The organism is Aeromonas sp. FDAARGOS 1414, from assembly GCF_019047065.1.
GTDB lineage: Bacteria > Pseudomonadota > Gammaproteobacteria > Enterobacterales > Aeromonadaceae > Aeromonas > Aeromonas veronii_A.
Genome location: NZ_CP077210.1, coordinates 3,064,792 through 3,088,615, shown reverse-complemented (window position 1 = coordinate 3,088,615; position 23,824 = coordinate 3,064,792). Strand labels below are relative to the sequence as shown.

Annotated in this window: 20 protein-coding genes; 10 read left to right on the top strand and 10 right to left on the bottom strand. The window is 61.1% G+C overall.

Annotated elements, in window-relative coordinates; genetic code table 11:
- The first annotated feature begins 174 nt into the window (after window positions 1-174).
- From I6L44_RS13820 to I6L44_RS13805, 4 genes are all read left to right on the top strand, one after another.
- On the top strand, window positions 175-2,019 hold the full coding sequence (locus tag I6L44_RS13820) for a M3 family metallopeptidase (protein WP_216952125.1): 1,845 nt from the start codon (window positions 175-177) through the stop codon (window positions 2,017-2,019).
- Window positions 2,020-2,640: 621 nt separating this feature from the next.
- Entirely contained in the window at window positions 2,641-3,984 is a 1,344-nt protein-coding gene (locus I6L44_RS13815; RefSeq protein WP_216952124.1) for a diguanylate cyclase, read from the top strand.
- Window positions 3,977-5,317 (top strand): glycosyltransferase, encoded by a 1,341-nt coding sequence (locus I6L44_RS13810; RefSeq protein ID WP_216952123.1) that lies wholly within the window; start codon window positions 3,977-3,979, stop codon window positions 5,315-5,317. Before I6L44_RS13815 ends, I6L44_RS13810 begins: the two co-directional genes overlap by 8 nt.
- On the top strand, window positions 5,317-6,366 hold the full coding sequence (locus tag I6L44_RS13805) for an HlyD family secretion protein (RefSeq protein WP_216952122.1): 1,050 nt from the start codon (window positions 5,317-5,319) through the stop codon (window positions 6,364-6,366). Before I6L44_RS13810 ends, I6L44_RS13805 begins: the two co-directional genes overlap by 1 nt.
- A 99-nt stretch (window positions 6,367-6,465) precedes the next feature.
- On the opposite strand, the gene I6L44_RS13800 is transcribed toward I6L44_RS13805, so the two are convergent.
- A complete protein-coding gene (locus I6L44_RS13800; protein ID WP_216952121.1) occupies window positions 6,466-6,699 on the bottom strand; it encodes a hypothetical protein in 234 nt (77 codons plus the stop codon).
- 308 nt (window positions 6,700-7,007) lie between these two features.
- On the opposite strand from I6L44_RS13800, the gene I6L44_RS13795 reads away from it, so the two are divergent.
- Complete coding sequence (locus I6L44_RS13795) at window positions 7,008-8,300, top strand: ferric reductase-like transmembrane domain-containing protein (protein ID WP_203119333.1); 1,293 nt, start codon at window positions 7,008-7,010, stop codon at window positions 8,298-8,300.
- Window positions 8,301-8,315: 15 nt separating this feature from the next.
- Here I6L44_RS13795 and I6L44_RS13790 read toward each other — a convergent pair whose 3' ends face one another.
- Window positions 8,316-11,483: a S41 family peptidase gene (locus tag I6L44_RS13790; protein WP_203119331.1), complete on the bottom strand. Its 3,168-nt coding sequence runs from the start codon at window positions 11,481-11,483 to the stop codon at window positions 8,316-8,318.
- 279 nt (window positions 11,484-11,762) lie between these two features.
- On the opposite strand from I6L44_RS13790, the gene I6L44_RS13785 reads away from it, so the two are divergent.
- The 4 genes from I6L44_RS13785 (at window position 11,763) to I6L44_RS13770 (ending at window position 15,276) form a co-directional block, all read left to right on the top strand.
- Window positions 11,763-12,242: a murein L,D-transpeptidase family protein gene (locus tag I6L44_RS13785; protein WP_031227763.1), complete on the top strand. Its 480-nt coding sequence runs from the start codon at window positions 11,763-11,765 to the stop codon at window positions 12,240-12,242.
- A 164-nt stretch (window positions 12,243-12,406) separates the two neighbouring features.
- The gene (locus tag I6L44_RS13780) at window positions 12,407-13,933 is read left to right on the top strand and encodes a YjjI family glycine radical enzyme (RefSeq protein WP_216952120.1); all 1,527 of its coding nucleotides are present in this window, start codon (window positions 12,407-12,409) and stop codon (window positions 13,931-13,933) included.
- A gap of 10 nt (window positions 13,934-13,943) precedes the next feature.
- The gene (locus I6L44_RS13775; RefSeq protein ID WP_216952119.1) at window positions 13,944-14,828 is read left to right on the top strand and encodes a YjjW family glycine radical enzyme activase; all 885 of its coding nucleotides are present in this window, start codon (window positions 13,944-13,946) and stop codon (window positions 14,826-14,828) included.
- 124 nt (window positions 14,829-14,952) lie between these two features.
- On the top strand, window positions 14,953-15,276 hold the full coding sequence (locus I6L44_RS13770) for a DUF1820 family protein (RefSeq protein ID WP_216952118.1): 324 nt from the start codon (window positions 14,953-14,955) through the stop codon (window positions 15,274-15,276).
- 63 nt (window positions 15,277-15,339) lie between these two features.
- Here the strand turns inward: I6L44_RS13770 and I6L44_RS13765 are convergent, their stop codons facing one another.
- The 3 genes from I6L44_RS13765 to I6L44_RS13755 form a co-directional block, all read right to left on the bottom strand.
- Window positions 15,340-16,272, bottom strand: a complete 933-nt coding sequence (locus I6L44_RS13765) for a LysR family transcriptional regulator (RefSeq protein ID WP_216952117.1) — start codon at window positions 16,270-16,272, stop codon at window positions 15,340-15,342.
- Between the two features lie 66 nt (window positions 16,273-16,338).
- Complete coding sequence (locus tag I6L44_RS13760) at window positions 16,339-17,535, bottom strand: amino acid aminotransferase (protein ID WP_164536035.1); 1,197 nt, start codon at window positions 17,533-17,535, stop codon at window positions 16,339-16,341.
- A 127-nt stretch (window positions 17,536-17,662) separates the two neighbouring features.
- Entirely contained in the window at window positions 17,663-17,938 is a 276-nt protein-coding gene (locus tag I6L44_RS13755) for a metal/formaldehyde-sensitive transcriptional repressor (RefSeq protein ID WP_216952116.1), read from the bottom strand.
- Between the two features lie 71 nt (window positions 17,939-18,009).
- On the opposite strand from I6L44_RS13755, the gene dmeF reads away from it, so the two are divergent.
- The gene (gene dmeF, locus I6L44_RS13750) at window positions 18,010-18,969 is read left to right on the top strand and encodes a CDF family Co(II)/Ni(II) efflux transporter DmeF (RefSeq protein WP_216952115.1); all 960 of its coding nucleotides are present in this window, start codon (window positions 18,010-18,012) and stop codon (window positions 18,967-18,969) included.
- Window positions 18,970-19,129: 160 nt separating this feature from the next.
- Here dmeF and I6L44_RS13745 read toward each other — a convergent pair whose 3' ends face one another.
- From I6L44_RS13745 to I6L44_RS13725, 5 genes are all read right to left on the bottom strand, one after another.
- Entirely contained in the window at window positions 19,130-19,378 is a 249-nt protein-coding gene (locus I6L44_RS13745) for a hypothetical protein (protein ID WP_005343091.1), read from the bottom strand.
- Between the two features lie 66 nt (window positions 19,379-19,444).
- Window positions 19,445-20,017 (bottom strand): DNA-J related domain-containing protein, encoded by a 573-nt coding sequence (locus I6L44_RS13740; RefSeq protein ID WP_216952114.1) that lies wholly within the window; start codon window positions 20,015-20,017, stop codon window positions 19,445-19,447.
- Window positions 20,014-21,801 carry a sodium:proton antiporter gene (locus tag I6L44_RS13735; RefSeq protein WP_216952113.1) on the bottom strand — a complete coding sequence of 596 codons (1,788 nt, stop codon included), beginning with the start codon at window positions 21,799-21,801 and terminating at the stop codon, window positions 20,014-20,016. The genes I6L44_RS13740 and I6L44_RS13735 overlap by 4 nt, the downstream gene beginning before the upstream one ends.
- Before the next feature lie 190 nt (window positions 21,802-21,991).
- On the bottom strand, window positions 21,992-22,513 hold the full coding sequence (locus I6L44_RS13730) for an MltR family transcriptional regulator (protein ID WP_005354914.1): 522 nt from the start codon (window positions 22,511-22,513) through the stop codon (window positions 21,992-21,994).
- Window positions 22,514-22,646: 133 nt separating this feature from the next.
- Entirely contained in the window at window positions 22,647-23,792 is a 1,146-nt protein-coding gene (locus I6L44_RS13725; protein ID WP_216952112.1) for a mannitol-1-phosphate 5-dehydrogenase, read from the bottom strand.
- Between the last annotated feature and the right edge of the window lie 32 nt (window positions 23,793-23,824).

The following is a 23,824-nucleotide window of genomic DNA, read 5'->3' as shown; positions in this document are numbered from 1 at the left end:
CCCTTAAATGAGCGTTTTGACAACAGTATAGCCAGCAGACAGCACTCCCCATTTTTTGGTAGCGTGTTCAGGCGCATCCCTGCGCAATTTTTGCCAAAGAGTGTGAATCATTTGGCATTTCACTAAAAAAGGAGTGGGCCCCGCTGCGGGTGACCCCATAACAAGAGGGAATTTATGAGTTCCATTGCCAGGAATTACTTCAACCAGCTCAACGCCGACTATCTGCAGGTACACAGGCGCAAGGAGGATCTCTTCTGGTCCACCTATATGGGCACCAGCGACGATCAGGCCGGTTTTACCGCGGCCGAGCAGGCCTACAAGGCTTTTTGCGCCAATCCGGCCCGTCTGCCCGAATTGCGGGAGATGCTGGCGCAGGCCGACGAGGATGATATCAAGCGCGGTCTGCAAGGCTGGATCGCCTTCTTCGAGTGCAATGTGATTGAAGATCCCGCCGCTGCCGCCCTGATGGATGAGCTGGTGGCTGCCGAGGCGGCGCTGTTCGCCCGCCGCAAGGGGCTGAAACTGACCCTGCTGGATGAGCATGGCCAGCAGGTGGCTGGTAGCCTACCCGCCGCCAGTACCTCCCTTGCCGCCAGCCCGAGCGAGGCGGTGCGCCAGAGCGCGCTCGCCATGTTCCACACCCTGGAGCAGTGGGTGGTCGGCAATGGTTTTCTCGAGGTGGTGGCGCTGCGCAACCGCTTTGCCAGAGCCATGGGCTATCGCGACTACTTCGATTACAAGGTGCGCAAGAACGAGCAGATGAGCCCGGAGCAGTTGTTCTCCATTCTCGACGACTTCATTTCCCGCACCGACGCCCGGCTGCAGCAAAGCCTTGCCGAGCTGAAAGCGGCCAAGGGGGAGGCGGCCCTGATGCCCCATAACCTGCGCTACGCCATCAGTGGTGATGTAACCCGCCAGCTCGATCCTTATGTGCCCTTCTCGCGGGCGCTGAAGGATTGGGTCGAGAGCTTCCGTCGTCTCGGCATCCAGTATCGCGGGGCGACCCTCACCCTGGACTTGCTGACCCGGGAGGGGAAATACGAGAACGGCTTCTGCCACGGCCCGGTGCCGAGCTTCTTCCAGCAGGGGGAGTGGATACCTGCGGTGGTCAATTTCACCAGCCTGGCCGATCCGGCGCAGGTGGGCAGCGGCTGGAGCGGGCTCAACACCCTGTTCCACGAGGGGGGCCACGCCGCGCATTTTGCCAATGTCACCGGCAATGCCCCCTGCTTCTCACAGGAGTTTCCGCCCACCTCTATGGCTTATGCCGAGACCCAGTCGATGTTCTGCGACAGCCTGCTGGACGATGCCGACTGGCTCAAACGCTACGCCAGAAATGCGGCAGGAGAGGCGATCCCCGATGCGCTTATCAAGGAGATGATCGCCGCCCGTCAGCCGTTTCGCGCTTTTAACGAACGTCAGATCGCGCTGGTGGCCTACTTCGAGCGGGATCTCTACGCCATGGATGAGGCTGAACGTACTCCCGAGGCTGTGCTGGCGCTGGCCCGCAAGTGGGAGCGCAAGATCCTCGGTGTCGAGAGCCCGCGCCCGCTGCTGGCCATTCCGCACCTCCTTAATCAGGAGTCGGCCTGCGCCTATCACGGCTACCTGCTGGCGCTGATGGCGGTGGAGCAGACCCGCGCTTACTTCCTCAAGCGCGATGGCTACCTCACCGACAACCCGCGCATCGGGCCGGATCTGGCCGCCCACTACTGGGGGCCGGGCAACGGCATGACTCATGATGAGACCCTGCGCAGCCTGACTGGTGAAGGCTTCAGTGCCGTGCCTCTGGCCGAGGCGTGCAACCTGAGCGCCGCTGAGGCGTGGCAACAGGCGCAAGCCTGCATGGCCGCAGCCCAGCAGCGCCCCGCGGCTGGCGAGGGAAGCCCGCTCGATGCCCATATCCGGGTGGTCCACGGCGCCGAGCTTATCGCCGACAACAACGAGTCGGAAACCCGCATGCTGGCCGACTTCGAGGCGTGGATCGTCAACCATTACCAACCGGTTTCAGCCGAATAATCCGCACAGCTCCCGGTGATCAGGCCGGGAGCTGTGCTTTTCATGGTTATTCGTTGTCGTAACCGTGGCAGACGCTGCCATATTATTGGCAGGTGCGCGACATAGTTTGTCGCCTTGCCGATTGGGTCCGCATTTTGCCATCAGATATGTATTCATATGAACATGAATAGGAATTGCAGGCTGCAAGATAGTAGATTCACTGAGTTACGCTCTTTTGTCTTTTCTGTTAATAGTGCTTTTTGTAGTCATCTTTGTGCATAAAGATTGATCCATTCAACTATCTGCTAGTTATTCTCATCTTTCCGGGTTGACTAAATTGTCCACAACTGCAAAATCGCCCACCTTGCCACCCCCGATGTGAGTCGGGCTCGGAAAGCTTCAGATCTCTTCCCCCCGAGATGGCTGAGCCGCACATGAAAATGGCGTCAGCTCTCAACTCTTTCTGCGCGTTCGCCTGCTTCATGCTATCCGTCGATAACGTTGACACTGCTGTTGTGCTGTCCGTGCAGGGCAATGCGCATCTCGCGACATTGCCTGAGTCTGCCGATGCATGACAACAGGCGGGTCCGTTTTATTGGCTTGGTATCTATTTGTCAGTGAATGGAAAGAGGTTATTTCCCCATGATGAGCACGAGTGAACACCCCGGTCAGATTGCGCTGCTGGGAGGCTCGGTGGATCGTGTTGCCTTGCCACTTCTCGATCTGTCCTGCTGGGATCCATTGCAGCAGCCGGTATTACTGCTCAACCTGCCTGCAGATGAGCAGGACAGGGTATTGCAGGCTGTGCGGCGTGACCCGATACGCTATTTGCAGCCGGTATTTTGTGTTGTAAAGAGCCCGCTCTCTCCCATGTTGGCCGACGGTCTCCTGACACAGCTGGATGAACGGGCCTCTGACATGCTTGAACGGTTGGCGTTGTTGACCCCTCGAGAGCATCCGGATGACATGGAAAAGCTGGCTTGGTACAGCTGGCCTCGCTCCCATTTTCGCTTGTTGCCACGTTGGCAGGCTGGTTGCCGTCAGGGGTACAGCTATCCCCTGCTGGATTGCCTGCTGGGCAGCGAAGCAGGGGATGCCCTCCCGCAGCTGGTTGCAGAGCGTTTATTGCAGAGTGAGCAGCTGGTGGACCGGGTACGTCTTTGTCACAGTTGCAACTCGGCACATCTCAATTTTGTCGATGTGTGTCCCGAATGCGCTCATATCGCCATCCAGGCCAAGCCAGCTGTGCACTGCTTCACCTGCGGGCACGTGGATGATCAGGATGCATTCATGCGACAGGGTGTGCTGCGTTGTCCCAAGTGCGTCACGACTCTGCGTCACATCGGTGTTGACTATGACAGGCCCCTTGAGAAATTCCGTTGTTTGTCATGCCATGCCCGTTTTATGGAGGCTGCCGTCCAGGCGCGTTGCCATGAATGTGGCCAGGCGCACAAACCCGATGATCTGGTGGTTGCGCCCATCTATGAATATCGCATCGGCAAGCTGGCCCGCCACATCGCACGGGAAGGAACTCAACAACTGCATCTGCCGTTGACCTGGGGTACCCCTATGGCCATGGAGCACTTCCCCTGGTTGCTGCAATGGAACAACAGCTTGCTGCAACGCCATGGTGGCTGCCATACCTTGCTGGCTATTCGGGTTGAGCATCTGGCTGAGTTGCGGGCCGAGTTGGGCATGCTAAAGACTCAGCAGCGACTGGCCGCTCTGCTCAACCGTTTGCAAGCTCTATTCCGTGATACCGATGTCGTTTGCCAGTATGCCGATGACCGATTGTTATTGCTGTTGCCGCATACGGATGCCGACGACTGGCGCATTCTGCAGGAGCGCATTCAGGCATTGAATCTCATCGAGGGACTGGATGCTCTGACGCTGGCGGTGAAAGTACAACCTTTGCCCGCCCTGTTGGGCGACGATACAGCGGTATGGCTCGGCCAGTGGCTGGATGGAGATAGCCCGGATGCATGAGTGGATGAATACGGTGCACTACATCCTGATAGAGATACTGGGTAGCCTCCAGTTTTCTCCCCGGATGATTCTGTTGCTGTTGCCCATGTTGCTGTTGATGGAGGTGCCACTGATGGCGCTGACGTTGACCGGGATCCTGAAATGGTATGCGCGCCAGGTTCCCAGGGCATCTGAACTGCCGCGCGCTCGGCGCTGTCCCAAAGTGTCTTGCATCATCACCTGTTATGGGGAAGGTGAGGCGATCCGCTCCACCATATTGACGCTCAAGGAACAGCTTTATCGCGGTCAAATGGAAATCATTGCTGTGATTGATGGCGCCAAGGCCAACGCGCATACCTATCAGGCTGCGCTCAATTGTGTTCGTGAATTCGAGGGGTGCGAGAACAGAAGTTTGGTCCTGCTACCGAAATGGCAGAGGGGAGGCCGGGTCTCCACTCTCAATGCCGGTCTCTCCGCTGCGACTGGCGAGATAGTGATGAACGCGGACGGAGATACCTCCTTTGACAACAACATGATCGATGAGATCGTGGCTTGTTTCGATGATCCTGATGTGCCTGCTGTGGGAGGGGCATTAAGGGTGCGAAATCTGAACGATGGCGTACTGACCCGGATGCAGAGCATTGAGTACATGATCTCCATGCAGGGGGGCAAGACGGGACTGAGCGAGTGGAACCTCATCAACAATATCTCGGGAGCCTTCGGTGCGTTTCGTCGTGATTTTTTGCGCCAGATTGGTGGGTGGGATACCCATACCGCAGAAGATCTGGATCTGACAGTCCGTATTAAGCATTACCTCAAACGCCATCCGGCTTTAAAGATAGGGTTCGCCCCTCGTGCCATCGGTCACACCGATGCGCCCGCAGACGTGATCACGCTTGCCAAGCAGCGTTTACGCTGGGATGGAGATCTGCTGTTTCTCTATCTGCGCAAGCACAAGCTCTCCCTGACGCCGCGTATTCTGGGCTGGAAGACCTTTTTGTTTACCTTGATCTACGGGGTGGCGCAAAACGTGGTGCTGCCCCTGCTGGTCATGGGTTATAGCTGGTGGTTGGTGCTTAGCTATCCGGGGCAGTTTGTCGCTGCGTTGATGATCTGTCTCTATCTGGTTTACCTGTTTCTTACCCTGGTTAATTTCGCCGTGTTTTTGCTGGCTATATCTGAACGCCCGAAGGCAGATCTACGTCTGCTGCCATGGTTGTGTCTTTACCCGGTGTACACCTTGCTGATGCGCTTGTGGTGCGCCATCGCACTGTTGAATGAGATGTTCCGGCGCGGTCATGAAGAGAGCAGCATGGCCCCCTGGTGGGTATTAAAACGAGGAAATAAATTCTGATGAAAGTCACATTCAATCCCCCCAAGAAGCAGGATGCCACGTCGGATGAAGGGATCCGGGTATTGTATGCCCCCGCCAAGCGTGTCGCCTTCAAGGCTCGCTGGTATCTCATCCTGTTACTGGCATTCAGTCCCGTTATTATTCTGCTGTGGTATCTGGGGCGCGAGTGGTGGCTGACCCAGGCGCCAGCCATCATTACCACCGAGCCGCAACTGGTTGTTGCCAATGGGGATGGCTTTATTCGACACATCTACACAGCTCCCGGCCAGGGGGTGTCACAAGGCGATGCCCTGATGCAGTTCGAATCTCCAACCCTCAAGGCCAACATGGCGGAACGAAAAGCGCGCAGAGCGGCCATCGAATTGAGCAAGGCTGAGGCTGAACAGGCTATCTTGCGCAATCTGGACGAACAGATTGGTATTGCCGAACGGGGGAGCCGGGAGCAGGAGGTCATCTATCAGGAGTATGCCGGTTATAAAAAAGAGAAGCTGGTATCCAGTGCAGAGTACGCAACGGCCCTGCTGAATTGGACTCAGTCACGCATAGCTCTGCAGAAGGCAAGGGCAGAGAAGATAGCGCAGGAACTGCAAATCAGTGAGGACCAACTGACCGGACCGCTAGCCAGTGCTCGTCACTTGCTCGATCAGGAGCTGACCGAGATGGAAGCGATGGCGTACCATCAACAGCCAAGAGCTCCGGCGACTGGCAAGGTTTCAGATGTGCTGGTACAGGAGGGGGACTGGGTATTCTCGGGGGCTCCTCTGGCACTTATCTCGAAGCGAGAAGACCCGCTGGTGATAGCCTATGTGCAGCCCAAATATCTCTCTTCAATGGCTCCTGGACACAAGGCTGTCGTCAAGCTGCCCAGCGGGGAGCGTCTGGCTGCCAGGGTCGCCAGACAGGTCGAGCTGGCGGACAAGTTGCCGGCTCAGTTAGCCGCTCCGTTTGAAGGGGAGAAAGCAACCCTCAAGGTCGCACTCTCGCTGGATGAAAAATTACCCCCGAACCTGCAAGTGGAAGGGTTGCCGGTGACCGTGTTGTTTGATTGACGTCTATGGCGTTGTGATCCTGAATCGCAACGCCTTCTTTTGGGTTTCGGCCATAAAAGGTGGCTGGTGTATGGAAGCCCGCGATTGCCTCTCCCTTTTTCATTCATCAATGACTTTATTTCCGCAATTTTCACAGATGGCATGTCGTTCAAAGCGATCCATGTTGGCCAGAAAGGGGCCGGCGGCCCAGCCGGTAATGAAGTCTTTGATAAATGCTGTGCGCTTTTGCTCCGGTGTCGGCTGTTGGCCAAAGGATTTGTCGACCAGCACTACGACATGGTTGGTCTCGCGCTGACAACTGGGGCAGACGCGTTGTTCGGTGGATGAAAGCAAGGGGGATCTCCTTGTCCGGAAGAGTGGGCAGCAGGTTTTCCGCCGCAGATATATAACGTCCTCATTTGATTCCTTTTTCTGGCGGGTCGTCAATCACAGCGGAGGCGAATTGTGCGCCATCTCCTGTGAAAAGGGGCGAGCCAACAAGGGTGATCATGAGGGGCCAGTCGGCCCCTCTTTTGTTTCCGTTTGTCACACATTGCCACACAAGCTTCCCCCACTGGCAAAGTTTTGTGACCAGACAGGTGTGCAATGGTGCCATCAGCAGGGAGATGAGGCCCTGCCGCGATGGAACCAGGGAGCATGTTATGACGAACAAATGGATGTGGTGGCTGTTGCCATTGCTGGCGGTCGGAGTCTGGTGGCTCGGGTATGCGGGGGATGCCAACGGGGTGTGGCCCTGGCGCCATGAGATGTTGCTGCTGACCGGCCTACTGGGGATGACCTATATGGCCATTTCGCTGTTGCTGGCGTTGCGCCTGCCGCAGCTGGAGGTGTGGTGTGGCGGTCTGGACCGGATGTTGCGATTGCACCGTCAGACGGCCATCGGCGGTGCATTGGCGCTCACTGCGCATTGGCTGGTGGTGGAGGTGCCCAAGTGGGCAGTCTCGGCGGGTTGGCTGAGTCGTCCCGCCCGGCGTGGGGCCAGTGCAGCTGGAGCTGGTGCAGGTAATGGCATCTCGCTCCATGCCCTTGGCAATACCCTGGGTGAGTGGAGTTTCTATCTACTGATCGCGTTGGTGGTAGTGAGCTTGCTGGCGCTGGTGAGTTATGGCCGTTTTCGGCTGATCCACCGTCTGGCGCCGCTCATCTATCTTGCGGGTTGGGGGCACGGGCTCTGCCTGCTGCCTCAGGTGGGAGCCATGACGCCTGTTGGGGTATCGATCTGGTTGATCGGCGGGATCGGTGCTATCGGGGCCCTCTACTCCCTGTTGGGACAAGTGGGGGCGCGGGATCGCCATCCAGGCCTGGTCGTTGCGGTGCGCACGCTGGCAGATCACACCTGCGAGCTGACCATGCAGCTGGATCGGCCGCTCGCCCATTACCGCCCGGGCCAGTTTGCCTTCTTCGAGTTTGACGCCAAGGAGGGGCCGCACCCCTTTACCCTGGTGCGGGTGTCAGCGGATCGGCGCCAGCTGGTGATCGCGGTGCGGGCGCTCGGGGATCATACCCGTCAGCTGGTGGCAGAGGCGCGCGCCGGGGATGGGGTGGTGGTGACCGGGCCCTATGGCGCCTTTGTCGCCCCGCAAGGGGGAGGTAGAGCCCTCTGGCTGGGGGCCGGGATCGGTATCACACCGTTCGTCGCCTGGCTGGAGGGGTTGGCTGCCCGTGGGGAGCGCAGCGAGGGGATCACCCTGATCCAGTGTGCGCCGGATCTGGCAGGCGCCGTCTACCACCGGCGGTTGGCCGAGCTCTGTCATCGCACCGGCGTGCGCTATCAGCTGCATCTGGACAAGGCGGCCGGGCGACTGGATCTTGCCCGCATCGCGCAGGATGCCCCCGAGCAGGTGTGGTTTTGCGGGCCGGAGGGGATGGCAGATGCCCTGACCCGGCTGTTGCCGGACGGGCATCTGCATCGCGAGCTGTTTCGCTTTCGTTGAGCTCGATGGGGGCCGTTATTTGGCGCTGGCTGACAACTGCTTGAGGGCGGCTTGTACTGCCGCCTCCAGTTGCGGGTCGCGCCCAGCCACCATGTCGGCGGGGGTGAGGGGCACCTGCAGGTCCGGGATCAGCTCCTGATTCTCGTAGAAGGTGCCGTCCGGTTTGCGCAGCCCCAGGGTCGGAATGCCGTAGGAGAGCCCCGGGATCAGCCTGGAGTCGTGGCTGTAGACCATGGTGCCGGTGCCGGGCACCGGATCGCCGACGATGGGGCCGACCTTGAGGGCGCGGTAGTACTCGGGGAAGGCGGAGCCTTCCGAGTAGCTGCCAGCGTTGACCAGCACCACCGAGGGCTTGGTCCACTGGCGAGTGGCGGCGTCGGTTTCACCCTTGCCCTGACGGGGCCAGCTGCTGGCCATCCCCTTGGTGCTGCCGCTGCCGGTCAGAAACTCCACCAAGGTATTGGCGAGATAGCCGCCGCTGTTGAAGCGGACATCGACGATCAGCGCATCGCGATTACGTTGTCTGCCGAGGGCATCCGCCACCACTGCATCGTAGACCTCGCTATTCATTGCCGGCAGATATACATAGCCGACCCGTCCTCCGCTCAGGCTGGTCACCAGCTCCCGCCGTTTCTCAATCCAGCGATCCTGTTGCAGCTGGTACTCCTGCTGTTTGTCGATGGCGGTGAGCACCACCTCGTCATTTTGCCTGTTGCTCTCTTGCTGGAAGGTGAGGGCGAGCCGGGCGCCAGCCTGATGGTTGAGGGCCCGATCCAGTTCGGCCAGATTGGCAATCGGGACGCCGTTGATGGCGAGCAGGCGGGCGCCCGGGGCGATATCGCTCTCCTGATCCAGCGGGCCGCCAGAGAGCAGGGCGGTGAGCATCACCCCTTGCTCGCCATCCTGCCAGTAGCCGCCCAGGCTGGCGGTCTCGTCCGCCATGCGCGGGAAGGGGGCAGGGCCGCTGCCCCAGGTGTGGGAGACATTGAGCTCGCCAGCCAGCTCCGCCAACAGGTTGCCAAAGTCCCGCGGGTTGCCGATGCCCGGCAGCAGGCGGCGATAAGCGGCGACATAGCTTTCCCAGTTCACCCCGCTCATGTCGTCCAGATAGAACTCGTCCCGGGTAAGCCGGGCGATCTGATCGAAGGCGGCGGTTATGCGTTCCTGCCAGCGCCCGGTGGGTTGCAAGGCGAAGGGGGCGCTGGTGGCCTCGCTGGAGTCGAGGTGGATCCGGGTGATCTCCCCATCCCGCACCAGGGTAGCCAGGGTGCCCTGCTGGTTGAGGCTTGCCAGCGCTGGGCCTGGTTGCTCGCCAAACAGTTCGCTGGTTTTGCCCTTGCGCAGATCCTGGCTGTAGCCCTTGATCTCGCTCTCGCTGTTGACCCCCATCTCCTCCACCAGATAGATCAGCTGGTCGCCGATGATGCGGCTGGAGAGCAGGGTGCCGGTGGGTTGCAGCAGCAGCGCTTCGCGATGGTTGAGACGATCGCTCTCAAAGCCGTATCCCCCTTTCGGCGGCTCCAGCTCGGCAATCGCATCGGCTCTGGCGGCGCGGCTGCTGTAAATGCCGAGCAGGTTGGTGACGAGGGGCTCGCCATCGGGCCCCAGTGCGCCAAACCGTGTCGATTGCCAGTAGAGGATGGCGCCATCCTGACTCCAGCCCGGTTGTCCATCTTGATAGCCGTTGAGGCTGACATTGACCGGTTTGGCCTTGGGGTTGGCTGTGTCGATCACCGCGATCTCCTGCTCTGCCGCATCGGGGCGGAAGGTGAGCGCCAGATGGCGGGAGTCGGGGGCAAAGGCGAGATGCACTTCGTGGCGCGAGGGGTTGAAGCTGGCAGGCACCAGCTCCCGCTGCTTGTTGCTCGCCAGATCCAGCAGATGGATGGCCTGGCCATCCACCACGAAAGCGAGCTGTTTGCCGTCGGGGGAGAGCACCGGACGGCTGATCCCCTTGTCGGGAATCGCCAGCAGCAGACTCTCGGTCAAAGTGCCGGGATCGCTGAACAGCAGATCCGGATCCCCCTTGCGTAGGCGATAGAGGGCGGCGTGCCCCTGCTGCTCCGACAGATAGATGAGGGCGCGGCCCTGCTCGGCGAAGAGGGGGCTGGACTGCTCGCTCGGATCTCGGGTCAGCTGACGCACCCGCTCCCGCTCGGGGTCAACGGCAAACAGGTTGCCTTCGCTCACCAGGATCAGCTCGTCCGCCTCTTCGCTGACAAGCGCTTCGTCTGCCAGGGTCAGGGCCTCGCTCGCCTCATCCGGCGCGCTCGCCACTTGCGGGCTGAGGGTCAGCTTGCGTGGCTCGCTGCTACCGGCATCGAGGCGATAGAGCTCGCCCAGCCATGACCAGACCAGATCGCCATTGCGAGAGGCGCTGAGCCCCCGCACCGGATGGCCCTGATAGTGGGTCAGCTGTTGCTCCTTGCCGCTGGCGAGATCCCGGCGCCAGACGTTGAAATCGCCGCTGCGCTCGCTCAGGTAAAAGAGGGTATCTCCCTTGTCGCTCCAGACCGGATCGGTGGCCGCCACCCGATCTTCGGTCAGCTGCTTGTGCTGCTTGCCATCAAACAGCCAGAGACGGGGCACCGCGAACGAGTGCTGATGCTTGCGAAAGGGTTGATCCGCCGCGGGCATCTGGTAGACGAGCCGCTCCCCGTGGGGGCGGGCGAGAGTTGCAGGCAGCGGCAGATCGGCCTGCAAGGTGCCGCCGGTGATCGGGGTCCAGTAGAGCTCGCCCCATTGGTAGCCTTCCGCGACAAAATGGTCGGCATCGGGCGCACCCAGGCGCTGGCTGCTCAGCAGCAGTCGTTTGCCATCGGCGCTGAAGGCTTGCGGCAGATCGGTGCGCGAATCGCGAGTGAGGCGCACCATCTCGCCGCCACTGGCGGGCACCACGAACACATCCTCGTTGCCGTAGAGATTGGCGGCAAAGGCGAGCCGTTTGCCATCCGGCGACCAGATCGGCCGCTGGCTCAGGTAGTCGCTGCCGGTGAGCGCCGTGGCTGGGCCACCCTCGGCACTGGCGACAAAAATGCGCCCCTGCCAGGTGAAGGCAAGCTGCTTGCCATCGGGGGAGAGGGCGGGCTCGCGCAGCCAGAGCGCATCGGCGGCGACACTGGCGGGCAGCCAGAGCAGAAGTGGCGAGAACAGCAGGGTGGCGAGGCGGCACGAAGAGCGCATGGCATGATCCTGTCGGGGAGTGGAGTGTTATCTTCGCCGATCATTGCCCCGGGTGCCAGCGCGATAATTTTTTGTATCTTGTTGTTTTAACTGTTAATTACCAATGCCAAATGACGGCGTTCAAGGAAGATGGCCTGGCTGCGGCAAGATATGTTTTGCCGGGCATATTGAGTATTGATGGCGATCCAATATCATGGCGCTCGCTCGCCGCTCGGCGGGCATCGTTCAGATGATCTGGTAACAAGAAAAGCCCGCACCAGAGGCTTGTCGAGGGATGGAATGAGAGCCGTATTACTGTGTTTGTTGGGGCTTTGGCCCGCATTGAGTTTTGCCTTGACCGAAAAAGCCGATTTGGTGGTGGTCAAGAAGTCGACCTATAGCCTGACCCTGATGAAGGATGGCAAAGAACTGAAGCGCTACTGGATTGCTCTGGGCCCGGCGCCCAAGGGGCACAAGCAGCAGGAAGGGGATCAGCGTACGCCGGAAGGGCGCTACACCCTCGACTACAAGAAGACCAATTCCGGCTACTACAAAGCCATCCATATCAACTATCCGAACCTGGATGATATCAAGCGCGCCAATGAGCTGGGTGTTCGTCCGGGTGGCATGATCATGATCCACGGCCAGCGCAACAGCATTGGCAACCGCAGGGTTCAGCCTTCCAACTGGACCAACGGTTGCATCGCCATGCTCAACCACGAGCTGGATGAAGTGTGGGACGCCGTTGACCCGGGTACGCCCATCGTCATCGAGCCCTGATCCGCACAACGGGGGCCTTGTCGGCAGACAAGGCCCCCGTTCTGTTTGGGGTGTGATCCTCTCTCACGGATGTCTTTTTGAGACATTCGTATTGTTGTGAATGTCACTTCAAAAAAAGCCTGAAAATGGTGAGGATATGGGCTCTGTCCGTGAAGGAGTGTCCCATGTCTTTGATCGAAACCTGTCAGCGCATCGTGCGCGATCCCCATCTCTCCGCCGCCCAGAAGAGCCACGCGCTGGCGCTGGCCGCCGAGAATGCGTTGCCCTACCCCGACCTGCCTGCCGCAGTCGCCGAGGCGATGGAGCAGGGATTTATCTGCGACATGTTCGAAGGGCACGCCCCTTACAAGCCACGTTATGTACTGCCGGACTATGAAAAATTCCTGACTCAGGGCTCTGCCTGGCTGGAGTTGGCGGCGCCGCAGGATTTCGACGAGGCGCTCAACGCCCTGCGCATCCTGTATCACCATGTCCCCTCCGTCACCGGCATGCCGGTCTGGCTGGGTCGGCTCGACCATCTGCTGCTGCCGTTTGTCGGCGAACTGGATGACGAGACCCTCTATCGCAAGCTGAAGGGGTTCTGGGTCTATCTGGACAGGGTGCTGCCGGACGCCTTCATGCACGTCAACATCGGGCCGGATGATAACCGCATCTGCCGTCTGCTCCTGCGCATCGACAACGAGCTCAAGCAGGTGGCGCCGAACCTCACCTTCTTCCACGATCCGGAGCAGACCCCGGACGATCTGCTGCTGCAGGCGGTGAAGAACATCGCCGAGTGCAGCAAGCCGCACATCGCCAACTACCCGATCCACCGCGACACCTTCGACAATCGCGGCTTTGGCATCGTCAGCTGCTACAACGCCTTGCCGCAGGCGGGTGGCGCCAATACCCTGGTGCGCATCTCCCTCAAGCGGGTCGCCGAGCAGTGTCAGGGGATCGATGACTTCCTCGGTTGCCTGCTGCCCCATTACTGCCGTCTGGCCTCTCAGCTGATCGAAGCGCGCGCCGCTTTCCTCCATGATGAGTCAGGTTTCTTCGACAGTTTCCTGGTCAAGGAGGGGCTGCTGGATGAGGATCGCTTTGTCCCCATGTTCGGCATCTACGGCATGGCGGAAGCGGTCAATGTCTTGATGGATAAAGAGAATCTGCCGGATCGTTATGGTCACGGCGAGGAGGCGAACCAGCTTGGCTATCGCATCTCGGCCCAGCTCTCGGAATATGTCACTGCGACGCCGCAAACCCATGCCTGGGGTGGTCGCGCCCTGCTGCACTCGCAAGGTGGCCTCAGCATCGATGTGGCAGTCACCCCCGGGGTGCGCATCCCCTACGGGCAGGAGCCGGATCCGGCCAGCCATGTGCTGGCGCTGGCGCCGCACCACACTTATTACCATTCGGGGATCAGCGAGATCCTCACGCTGGATCCCACCATCCGCCAGAACCCGCAGGCACTGCTGCAGCTCTGCAAGGGAGCGCTCGCTATCGGTATGCGCGAGTTCACCGCCAACGTGGCCGACAGCGATCTGGTGCGGGTGACCGGCTACATGATCCGCAAGAGCGACGTGGCTCGCTTCGCAGAGGAGGGATCGCGCTTGCAGACCACCTGTCTCGGTGCCGAGGCGAGTGAAGTGACCGCCATTCGTCAGCGGGCTCCGCGGGTAGTCGCCCACGAATCGACCATCGGCGAGTATTGAGTTCTCACCGATGGCTGATGTCTTGCCAACACGCAGCGCTCTGGTGAGCAGGGTGCTGCCGTTCTCCTGTGTCGACGGGCCGGGCAACCGGCTGGTGCTGTTTCTGCAGGGCTGCAACTTTCGCTGCCCCGGCTGCCACAACCCTCACACCATCGGGCTGTGCGACGATTGTGGCGACTGCCTTGCGGTCTGTCCGAGCGGCGCCCTATCCATGAGCGAAGGCAAGGTTCATTGGCAGGCGATGCTCTGTACCGACTGCGACGCCTGTCTGGAGGCCTGCCCGCGCAGCGCCAACCCCAAGACGGCCACCATGACGGTGGCCGACGTGCTGGCTCTACTGCGACGCTACGGCCCCTTGCTGACCGGCATTACCGTCTCCGGTGGTGAGGCGACCACCCAGCTCCCCTTTGTGGTTGCGCTGTTTGCTGCCATCAAGGGCGCGCCGGATCTGACCCATCTCACTTGCCTGCTCGACAGCAACGGTTCTCTGGCCGAAACCGGCTGGCAGCGGCTGCTGCCGGTGCTCGACGGCGCCATGCTCGATCTCAAGGGCTGGCGCGACTCGGTCCATCACACCCTGACCGGCTATGGCCGCGAGCGGGTGCTGGGGTCGCTGCAACTACTGGCACGCCACGGCAAGCTGACCGAACTGCGGCTGCTCCATGTGCCGGGCAAAAGCGATTTTCTGGATGCGAGTGGTGAGCTGGACGTGGATCTCGCCGCCTTCTTGCAGCAGCTTGGGCCTGTGCCCATTCGCCTCAACGGTTTTCGCCACCACGGGGTGCGGGGGGAGGCGGCGCAATGGCCAGAGGCGACCCGCAGCGAGCTGGAGTGGCTGGCGAGTCGGTTGCGTGCTGCGGGAGTGGGGGCGGTGACCTTGCCACCGCTGATCTAAAGAGGTCTGATCGATTCCCTTGCTGTGTAGTAAAAGCACACAACTGTGACTTCTGTCTATTGGAGGGGGCCTTGGGGCTCGTTATGATATTGCCCATCCGTCCCTCCTCCATCACAGATAAATCATGAGTGAAAGCAAGGCGTTATATCGGGTTCAGTTTATTTGCCACAACGAGCGCTACGAGGTCTATGTGCGCCAGGTGAATCAGGGCCAACTGTTCGGTTTTATCGAGATCGCCGATTTTGTCTGGGACAACCACACGGCGCTTATCGTCGATCCCAGCCATGAAAAGCTCAAGAGCGAATTTGCCGATGTGCGTCACACCCTTATCCCCATGCATCAGGTGTTGCGCATCGATCAGGTGAAAAAGCAGGGGGCTGCCCGCATTACGGATCTGGGTAGCAATGTCGCCTCTTTCCCCAGTCCCATTTATACCAAACGTCCCTGATCCCTCATTGCCATGGATGTTTCGCCGTGGCGAAACATCCATCTCTTCTCGCTGTCACCTGGCTCAGGGCTCGACCAGCTCGCGACCCAGTTGCAGGATCCGCTGGCGGAACCAGTGGCGGGCCGAGCCATCACCGGCCGGGCCATACCAGACCAGACTGTGACTCACCTTGCCGTAATCGAACGGTGCCGGACGCAGCTCCAGATCCGGCTGGCTGGCGATGCATGCCGCCCAGCCACCGATGGCGGTGAGGATCAGATCGGTCTGGGGCAGCAGGGCCGCCGCGCTGGCAAAATCGGGCAGGGTGGCGCCAATCTGGCGACGCACCTGTTGCTGGGCAAGGCTCTGCTCGAAGAAGGGGTTGGCCAGCTCCTGATCCCGGATGGCGATATGGCGCCAGCTCAGGTAGGCATCGAGATCCCAGGGCTTGGCCAGCGCCGGGTGGTCTTTGCGTAGCAGACAGACCAGTTTCTCTTCCCGCAGGGTCTCCCACACCAGCCCGGGCTGGCGCGGTAATGGCTGGCTCTGGTCATGGGGCAGGATCACGAAGTCGAGTTTGCCCGCTGCCAGCGCCTCCAGCCCCTGCTCATCCTTGTTCCAGATCTCCGGCACCATGCCCGGCACTTCTTTCATCAGCTGACCCAGAATGGGGCCCACCGGCCAGGTCATCACGCTCTCGCGCAATCCCAGCCGCAAGCAGCCCTGCCACTGCTGGGGGTTGAAGGCATTCTGGCGAGTGAGGCCGTTCAGCTCCCCCAACAACCGGTGCAGGGTGGGAGCCAGTCGCTCGGCCATGGGGGTGAGCAGCAGCTGGTTGCCCTGGCGGTAGAGCAGTTGATCCCCCAGCAGACCCCGCAGCTGGTTGAGGGTCTTGCTAACGGTGGAAGGCGTGGTGCAGAGCCGCTCGGCGGTGCGGGTGACGCTCTGGTTGTCGAGCAGCAGATGCAGGGTGACCAGATGGCGACCTCCCAGCCGAGAGAGTGCGATCAGATCCATAAGTACTCCACAAGCGAAGGGAAGAGACAAGACAAGAAAGCCCCGCCAAAGCGGGGCTAGTGCGGATTAGCCCTTGAGCACCGCGGCCATGGCGTCGGCTACGTAGTCGACGTTGCGACTGTTGAGGCCCGCCACGCACATGCGACCGGATCGCACCAGATAGACGGCGAACTCCTCGCGCAGCCTGTCCACCTGCTCCGGGGTGAAGCCGGTGTAGCTGAACATGCCGCGCTGGTTGATGAAGTAGCTGAAGTCGCGGCCCGGCACCTTGGCGCTCAGCACCTCGAACAGCTTCTGGCGCATGGCCTTGATGCGGGTGCGCATCTCGGTCACTTCGTCGACCCACATGGCGTGCAGCTCGGGCTGGCTCATCACCGCCGCGGTGATCTGGCCACCGTGGGTGGGCGGGCTGGAGTAGTTGCGACGCACGGTGGCCTTCATCTGACCCAGTACGCGGCTGGCTTCTTCGGCATCCTTGCAGATGACCGACAGGCCGCCGCACCGCTCGCCGTAGAAGGAGAGGTTCTTGGAAAAGGAGTTGCTGACGAAGAAGCTTACGCCGGCGGCCACCATGGCGCGAATAGCGTAGGCATCCTCTTCCAGCCCGTCGCCGAAGCCCTGATAGGCGATATCCATAAAGGGGATCAGGTTCTTCTCGACCACCAGCGCGATCACTCGATCCCACTGGGCACGGGAGAGATCCACCCCGGTCGGGTTGTGGCAGCAAGGGTGCAGCAGCACGATGCTCTTGGCCGGCAGGGTACTCAGGCAGTCGATCATCGCATCAAACTGCACGCCGCCAGTGGCCGCATCGTAGTAGGGGTAGTCGTGCACCTTGATGCCGGCGCCTTCGAACATCGCCTTGTGGTTATCCCAGGTGGGATTGCTGACCCATACCTCGGAGGTCGGGAAGTAGCGCTTGAGCAGATCGGCGCCGATCTTCAGCGCGCCCGAGCCGCCGATGGTCTGGATGGTGGCGATACGTCCCGCCTTGACCGCTTCATGGTCGGCACCAAACAGCAGGTGCTGCACCGCAGTGCGGTAGTTGGCGGCGCCTTCCATCGGCTGGTAGGGGCGCGGGGCTGGCGCGGCGGCGCGCTGGGCTTCGGCCTGCTGTACCGAGGCCAGCAGCGGAATGCGGCCCTGCTCGTCGTAATAGAGGCCGATCCCCAGGTTCACCTTCTGCTCGCGGGTGTCTTTGTGGAAGGTCTCGACCAGGGTCAGGATAGGGTCGCCAGCATAGGCATCGACGTGTTCAAACATGGGGGATCCTTGAAATTGACTGTCCAGTAAAACCGGCGGTCAGCCGGGCTGGACATCATGGCGCAAAGCTGGCGGTGGCTCAAGCCCGACGCTGGTCGAGCCTGAAGGGATGGCGCCGCCATCCTGCTTACTTCAAATAGGATCGCAGGATGCTGACCACCTGATCTAGATCCTCCAGCCGCTCGGCCGGGGTGGCATCGGGGGCGCCGAGATGCTCACGCATGTGCCCTTCCAGCACCTCCAGCATCAGGCCGTTGACGGCACCGCGAATGGCCGCGATCTGCTGCAAAATGGCGGCGCAGTCGCTCTCCTGCTCCAGCGCGCTCTCCAGCGCACCGGCCTGCCCCTTGATGCGACGTACCCGTGCCAGCAGCTTCTTTTTACCGTGAATGGTGTGTGACATGCAGGATCCTCTCGATCAATAAAACTATACTGGGGTATAGTATATTGCATTATCGTCCTCAGGAGAAATCCATGTCATCCCTTGTCTCATCCCACTGCCACCAACCCGTCGTCCACGAAGGGAATCCGCTGGCTGAACAGAAAACCCGTTGGGCCGTGCTGCTGACCGTCATCATGATGGTGGCGGAGATCGGCGGCGGCTGGTTTTACAACTCCATGGCGCTGCTGGCCGACGGCTGGCACATGAGCTCCCACGCGCTGGCGCTCGGTCTCTCGGTGCTGGCCTACCGCGCCGCCCGCCACTTTGCCCGCGACCACAGATTCAGCTTCGGCACCTGGAAGATCGAGGTGCTAGGTGGCTTCACCAGTGCTCTCCTGCTGGTGGGGGTGGCCGGGCTGATGCTGTTCGAGTCGGTGTTCAGGCTGCTCGATCCCAGCCCGATCCACTATCAACAGGCGATCGCCATCGCGCTGGTAGGGCTGCTGGTGAACCTGGCCTGTGCCTGGCTGCTCAAGGATGATCACGGCCATCATCACCACGGCCATGGGCATGACCACCATCATGGGCATCACGACCACGATCATCATGACCATGACGCTCACCACGGCCATCAGGATCTCAACCTGCGCGCCGCCTATATCCACGTGCTTGCTGATGCGGCCACATCCGTGCTGGCGATCCTGGCACTGGTGGGGGGCATGCTGTGGGGGGCCGACTGGCTGGATCCCCTGATGGGCATAGTGGGGGCCGTACTGGTGGCGGTGTGGGCCTGGGGTCTGCTGCGCGACTCCGGTCGGGTGCTGCTGGATGCCGAGATGGATACCCCGTTGGTGGGAGAGATCCGTGAGGTGATTGCCGACCTGCCGGATGCCGAGATCCGCGATCTGCACGTCTGGCGGGTGGGCCAGCAGCAGTATGCCTGCGTGCTCTCCCTGCTGATGACTGCGCCTGTCTCCGCCAGCGAGATCCGCGCGCGGTTGGCGATACATGAAGAGCTGGTCCATGTGACCATAGAGATAGCCACTCCATAGCCAGATTTATGGCTGTCTATGCCAGATAGCGTGCAACTTGTACTCTGCAACACGAGTAAATCGAAGCAGTTTTTTCTGGGGAGGCCTGTGGCAGGCACGTGCTGACTATGTGCCTGGTACAAGCCTCACCGGGGCTAGGGGTGAGATGTGACGGTTTGAGTTAACGTTCGAAGAAGCGATAGAGGTGTTCTACCTGCATCGGGCAGTCAGCTACCAGATGCACATGATCGCGGGCCTGTTCGACCGTATCGAAACTGACCGGGCAGCCGAGGGTATCGGTCAGCTCGTAGAGGGCGCCATCATTGCCTCTGAATTCGATGATCCAGCCGGGGATGGCCACGTCGTGGAGTATTTCGGCCTCTTGCAGGATCTGTTGTTGATAGAGCTTGCGAAGTTCACTGACTGTCATGATGCTCTCCTGTGAAGGGGGATTCAGCTCCAGTCTATGCCTCTCTTTGTGCGGACGGCAACCGGATCATCCCCGCAGGACCTCCCAGGCCCAGCGGATGCGGATAAAGGTCTCGGCATTGCCACCCCGATCTGGATGGTGCTGCAATGCCAGCTCCCGCCAGCGGCGGCGGATCGCCTCCTGACTCGCCCCCTCATTCAACCCGAACAGGGCCAGCGCCTCGGCTTTGTGCCCCTCACCGTCATAAGCGCGCCAGAAGCGGTTGAGCAGGGCTTCAACTTCGGCACGGTCGGTCTGCCAGAACACCTGCCAGTCGAGATAGTAGCTACGCAGATTTTCGCCAAGGGCAAAGCCGTGGCTGGCCTCCGAGCTCCCGACCAGCGGTTCGAGCCGGATATCCAGGGTGCTGATCACCAGCCACCAACCCTCTTCATAAAGCTCGGCTTGCAACTGGTAGAGGGCGTTCATGATCAGGAAGTTGACCCGAAACAGCTGCAACTGCTCGTCGTCGGCCAGCCGGGGGATCTCCCCCTGCTGGCGCAGAGCCGCCATCAGTTCATGCACCTTGTAGCTGCCCGCCGCCTGTTGCAGCAGCACCAGCAGAGGGGTGATCAGCGGATTGTGGTTGGCCTCGCTCATTCGGTTCCCTGCTCTCTGGGCGGCTGCAGGGCGATCAGCAGCTCACCCGCCTGCGGGGTGACGGGGCCGGTGACGATCTGGGGCTTGCCCTTGCCATCCATGATGAACAGAGGGATGGCGCCGGGATTGGCGGTCTGATACTGGGCCCAGTCGAACGCCTCGCTCAGGCGGGTCGCCTTGATCTGGCCGCCCCGGCTCAGCAGGCTGCTCAGCCGGGCATAGTTGATGTCGGGGCCGAACAGGTTCTGGCGAGCGCGGAAGGTGGCACTCTCCCGGTTGGCTTTGCCGTGCTGCTCGCTGGAGCGCAGGGAGTAGACCTGCTCCTCGCCGTAGAGGTGGGCAAAGTGCAGTACCCCGAGGGCGTTGTTGTGACGGTTGGGGGAGAGCGCCAGCACGGTACTGATGCTGGTAAGCGGCAGGTGCAGCTCGGCATGTTCCGACTGGGGGTTGCCGAAATAACAGGGGAGGTTGCTCATCCGCGCCTGTTTGCAGAACTCCCAGGCGGGATCGCAGAGCTGTACCGGCACACCCTGATCCGCCAGCGCCTTGCCGATAGCCCGCGCCACCGAGTTGGCCCCTATGATGAGCCAGGTGTTGGGGGCGCTCTGGCGCATCTTGAGCAGGCTGGCCAGCGGTGCCGAGGTGAGGCTCTGCAACACCACGGTGGAGATGATCACCGCAAATACCAGCGGCACCAGCTTGTCGGCATCGGGGATCTCGGCCTGATGCAGGCTGATGGCAAACGAGGCGCTGACCGCCGCCGCGACTATGCCGCGCGGGGCGATCCAGCTCAGCAGAGCGCGAGCCCGCCAGGAGAGATCCGAGCCCCAGGTCGAGACCAGAATACAGAGCGGACGCGCCACGAATTGCACCACGCACAGCAGCGCCAGCACCATGGGGCCGAGTTGCCAGAGCTGGGCCAGATCGAGGCGGGCCGCCAGCAGGATAAACAGGCTGGATATAAGGATGACCGCGAGATCCTCCTTGAACGCCAGCACCTCCTCCAGATCCAGCCCCTCCTGATTGGCGAGCCAGATGCCGAACACGGTCACCGCCAGCAGGCCAGATTCGTGGCTGAGCCAGTTGGAGAGGCTGAAGGTGACCAGCACCAGCGCCAGCACGCCGAATTTGTGCAGGCTGACCGGTAGCCAGTCCTTGCGAATGAGCAGGGTGGTGAGCCAGCCTGCCGCCACCCCGATCAGGGAACCGACCAACACTGTCTTGCCCAGCGCCAGCAGGGTATGGCTGATGAGATCTCCCTGACTGCCGAGGCGTACCGCCTCGAATACCAGCACCGCAAACAGGGCGCCGATGGGGTCGATGACGATCCCCTCCCAGCGCAGAATGCGGTCCACCTCCCGGGTGGGGCGGATCACGTTGAGCATGGGGGCGATCACCGTCGGGCCCGTTACCACCAGTACCGCGCCGAGCATGGTGGCGACCCGCCAGTCCAGCCCCAGCAGGAAGTAACCGGCGCTGCCGATGACGGCGAAGCTGACCAGCATGCCGGTGGAGCAGAGATTGCGTACCACCTTGCCGATCCCCTTGAGCTCGGCCAGATGGAGGGTCAGCGCCCCCTCGAACAGGATGATGGCCACCGACAGGGAGACCAGCGGGAACAGCAGATCCCCGAGCAGGGCATCGGGATCGAGCAGGCCGCTGACCGGGCCCAGAGTCAGGCCGGTGAGCAGCAGAAACAGGATGGCGGGCACCCGCAGCGACCAAGCAAGCCATTGGGCCAGCACGGAGACCAGGGCGATCCCGGCCAGAGAGAGGGCAATCATGCAGACCTCGATTCAGGCAGTGAGTATGGAGCTAGTGTAGTGGCTAAGTTGGTCAGATTGACACCTGAAGGCGCGTGCATCATGGCCGGGATGGGGAGATGTGCGACAGTCGGCGTCATGGTGGCTAGCGGTGGTGTGAAGGGCGCCAGCCAGACGCCAACCGTGGTGATGGGGTGGCCTCAGGGCCGGATTAGATGGGGCTCTCCTTGTGGAGCTCGCCGACACAGTCGGCCAGCGCCAGTACCAGGGCGGAGCGCACCATCTGATCGAGCCGGTTGAGCTGCATCTGGTAGAAGGCCCAATCCTCTTCGCTGGCGGGGGGCTCCAGCTTCATCATGCCGCCCTGATTGACTCCGTGCAGGCGGTCGAGCAGGTCGCGGATCGGCTTGTCGCTGAAGCGGTAATCCTTGGGGTCGCGCACCAGAAAGTCGCGGATCTTGAGATAGGCTTCCAGATCCTGATAGCGCTCAAGGGAGATGAGGCCGAGGGCGAAGATGAGCTTGAGGCGCACCTCCAGCTGGCCGAGGGGGCCGCTCTGGTTGAGCAGGGGTTCGATGGCGTATTTGACGGCATACTCCTCCTGACGAAACGCGCGTCGCATCAGGGAGTCGACCGCCTCTTCCAGGATGGTCACGGCTTCGAGAAAGAAGCCGCGTGGGCCATCCTGCTCGTTCAGTCGTTCCAGTACTTCATCTTCCTGGTGTGTGGTCATAGGTGCATTGGGTCCAGCTGACAGGGAGAGAGTCAGCCTCTCTCCCGGTTTTTATCATATGGGGCACATTCCCTTGCCATTCAAGCGCTTGGCGCGCTATCAGTGGTGGCTGAATGCGCCGCAAGCAGGGTTATTACAGGGTTTCGTAACGGGCGACGATGGCGCGAACCACTTCGCTCTCTTCATCCAGTCCGGTGACGCGGGCCAGCGCTTTGGCCGGGCCAAGCTCCGCCAGCAGGGCTTGCAGCTCCACCGCCTGCGGGTCATCGGCATTGCGATAGTGGAGCGCCGCGGCGATCCCCTCCTGCAACTGATCGCTCGGCAGGCCGTACTCCAGGGTGCCCAGCAGCGGCTTCACCAGTCGATCTCCCGCCGCCAGCTTGCGCAGCGGCTGACGACCGACCCGGTCAATCTCGTCCACCAGATAGGGGTTGGCGAAGCGGGCTAGGATCTTCTCGATGTAGGCGGCGTGCAGACGCGGGTCGAAGCCGTAGCGTTTCACCAGCACGGCACCGCTCTCCTCCATGGCGCGGCGTACCTTGCTGCGGATCACCGGATCTTCGATCGCCTCGCGCACTGTGCGGTAGCCCCGCAGTTTGCCGAGGTAGGCGGTGACGATGTGGCCGGTGTTGAGGGTGAACAGCTTGCGCTCGACGAAGGCCATCAGGTTGTCGGTGGGCTCCATGCCCGCCACCTGTGGCAGCTCTCCCTTGAACTGGGTCTGGTCGACGATCCACTCGCTGAAGCTCTCGACCGTCACTTCCAGCGGATCATCGTTGGCAGCCGCGGAGGGCGGCACGATGCGATCCACCGCCGAGTCGACGAAGCCGATACAGGATTCGAGCGTGGCATGATACGCGACCGGCAGGTACTTGAGTACCTCCCGCTTGAGGTGGCTGGTGCCGCGTACCATGTTTTCACAGGCGATGACGTTCAGCGGTGTCAGGTTGCCGGCATCGAAGCGAGCTTGCAGCCCCTTGGCCAGGGTGCTGGCAATCTTGTCCAGAATGTTGGGGCCGACGGCGGTGGTGACCAGATCGGCGGTGATGATGCGGGCGATCACCTCGTGACCGGCGGAACTGACCGCCGCCACGTTGCGCACCACGTCCAGTTTCTGATCCGCCCCTACCACATGAACCTTGTACTCCTGACGGTGGTTGAGCTGGTCGATCAGGATGTCGTTGACGTCGGCGAAGGTGACCTGATGGCTGGCATCTGCCAGCACTTTACCGATAAAGCCGCGACCGATGTTACCAGCACCAAAATGTAATGTTTTCATGATATTAACCTCTTGAACCAAAGACGATGAAA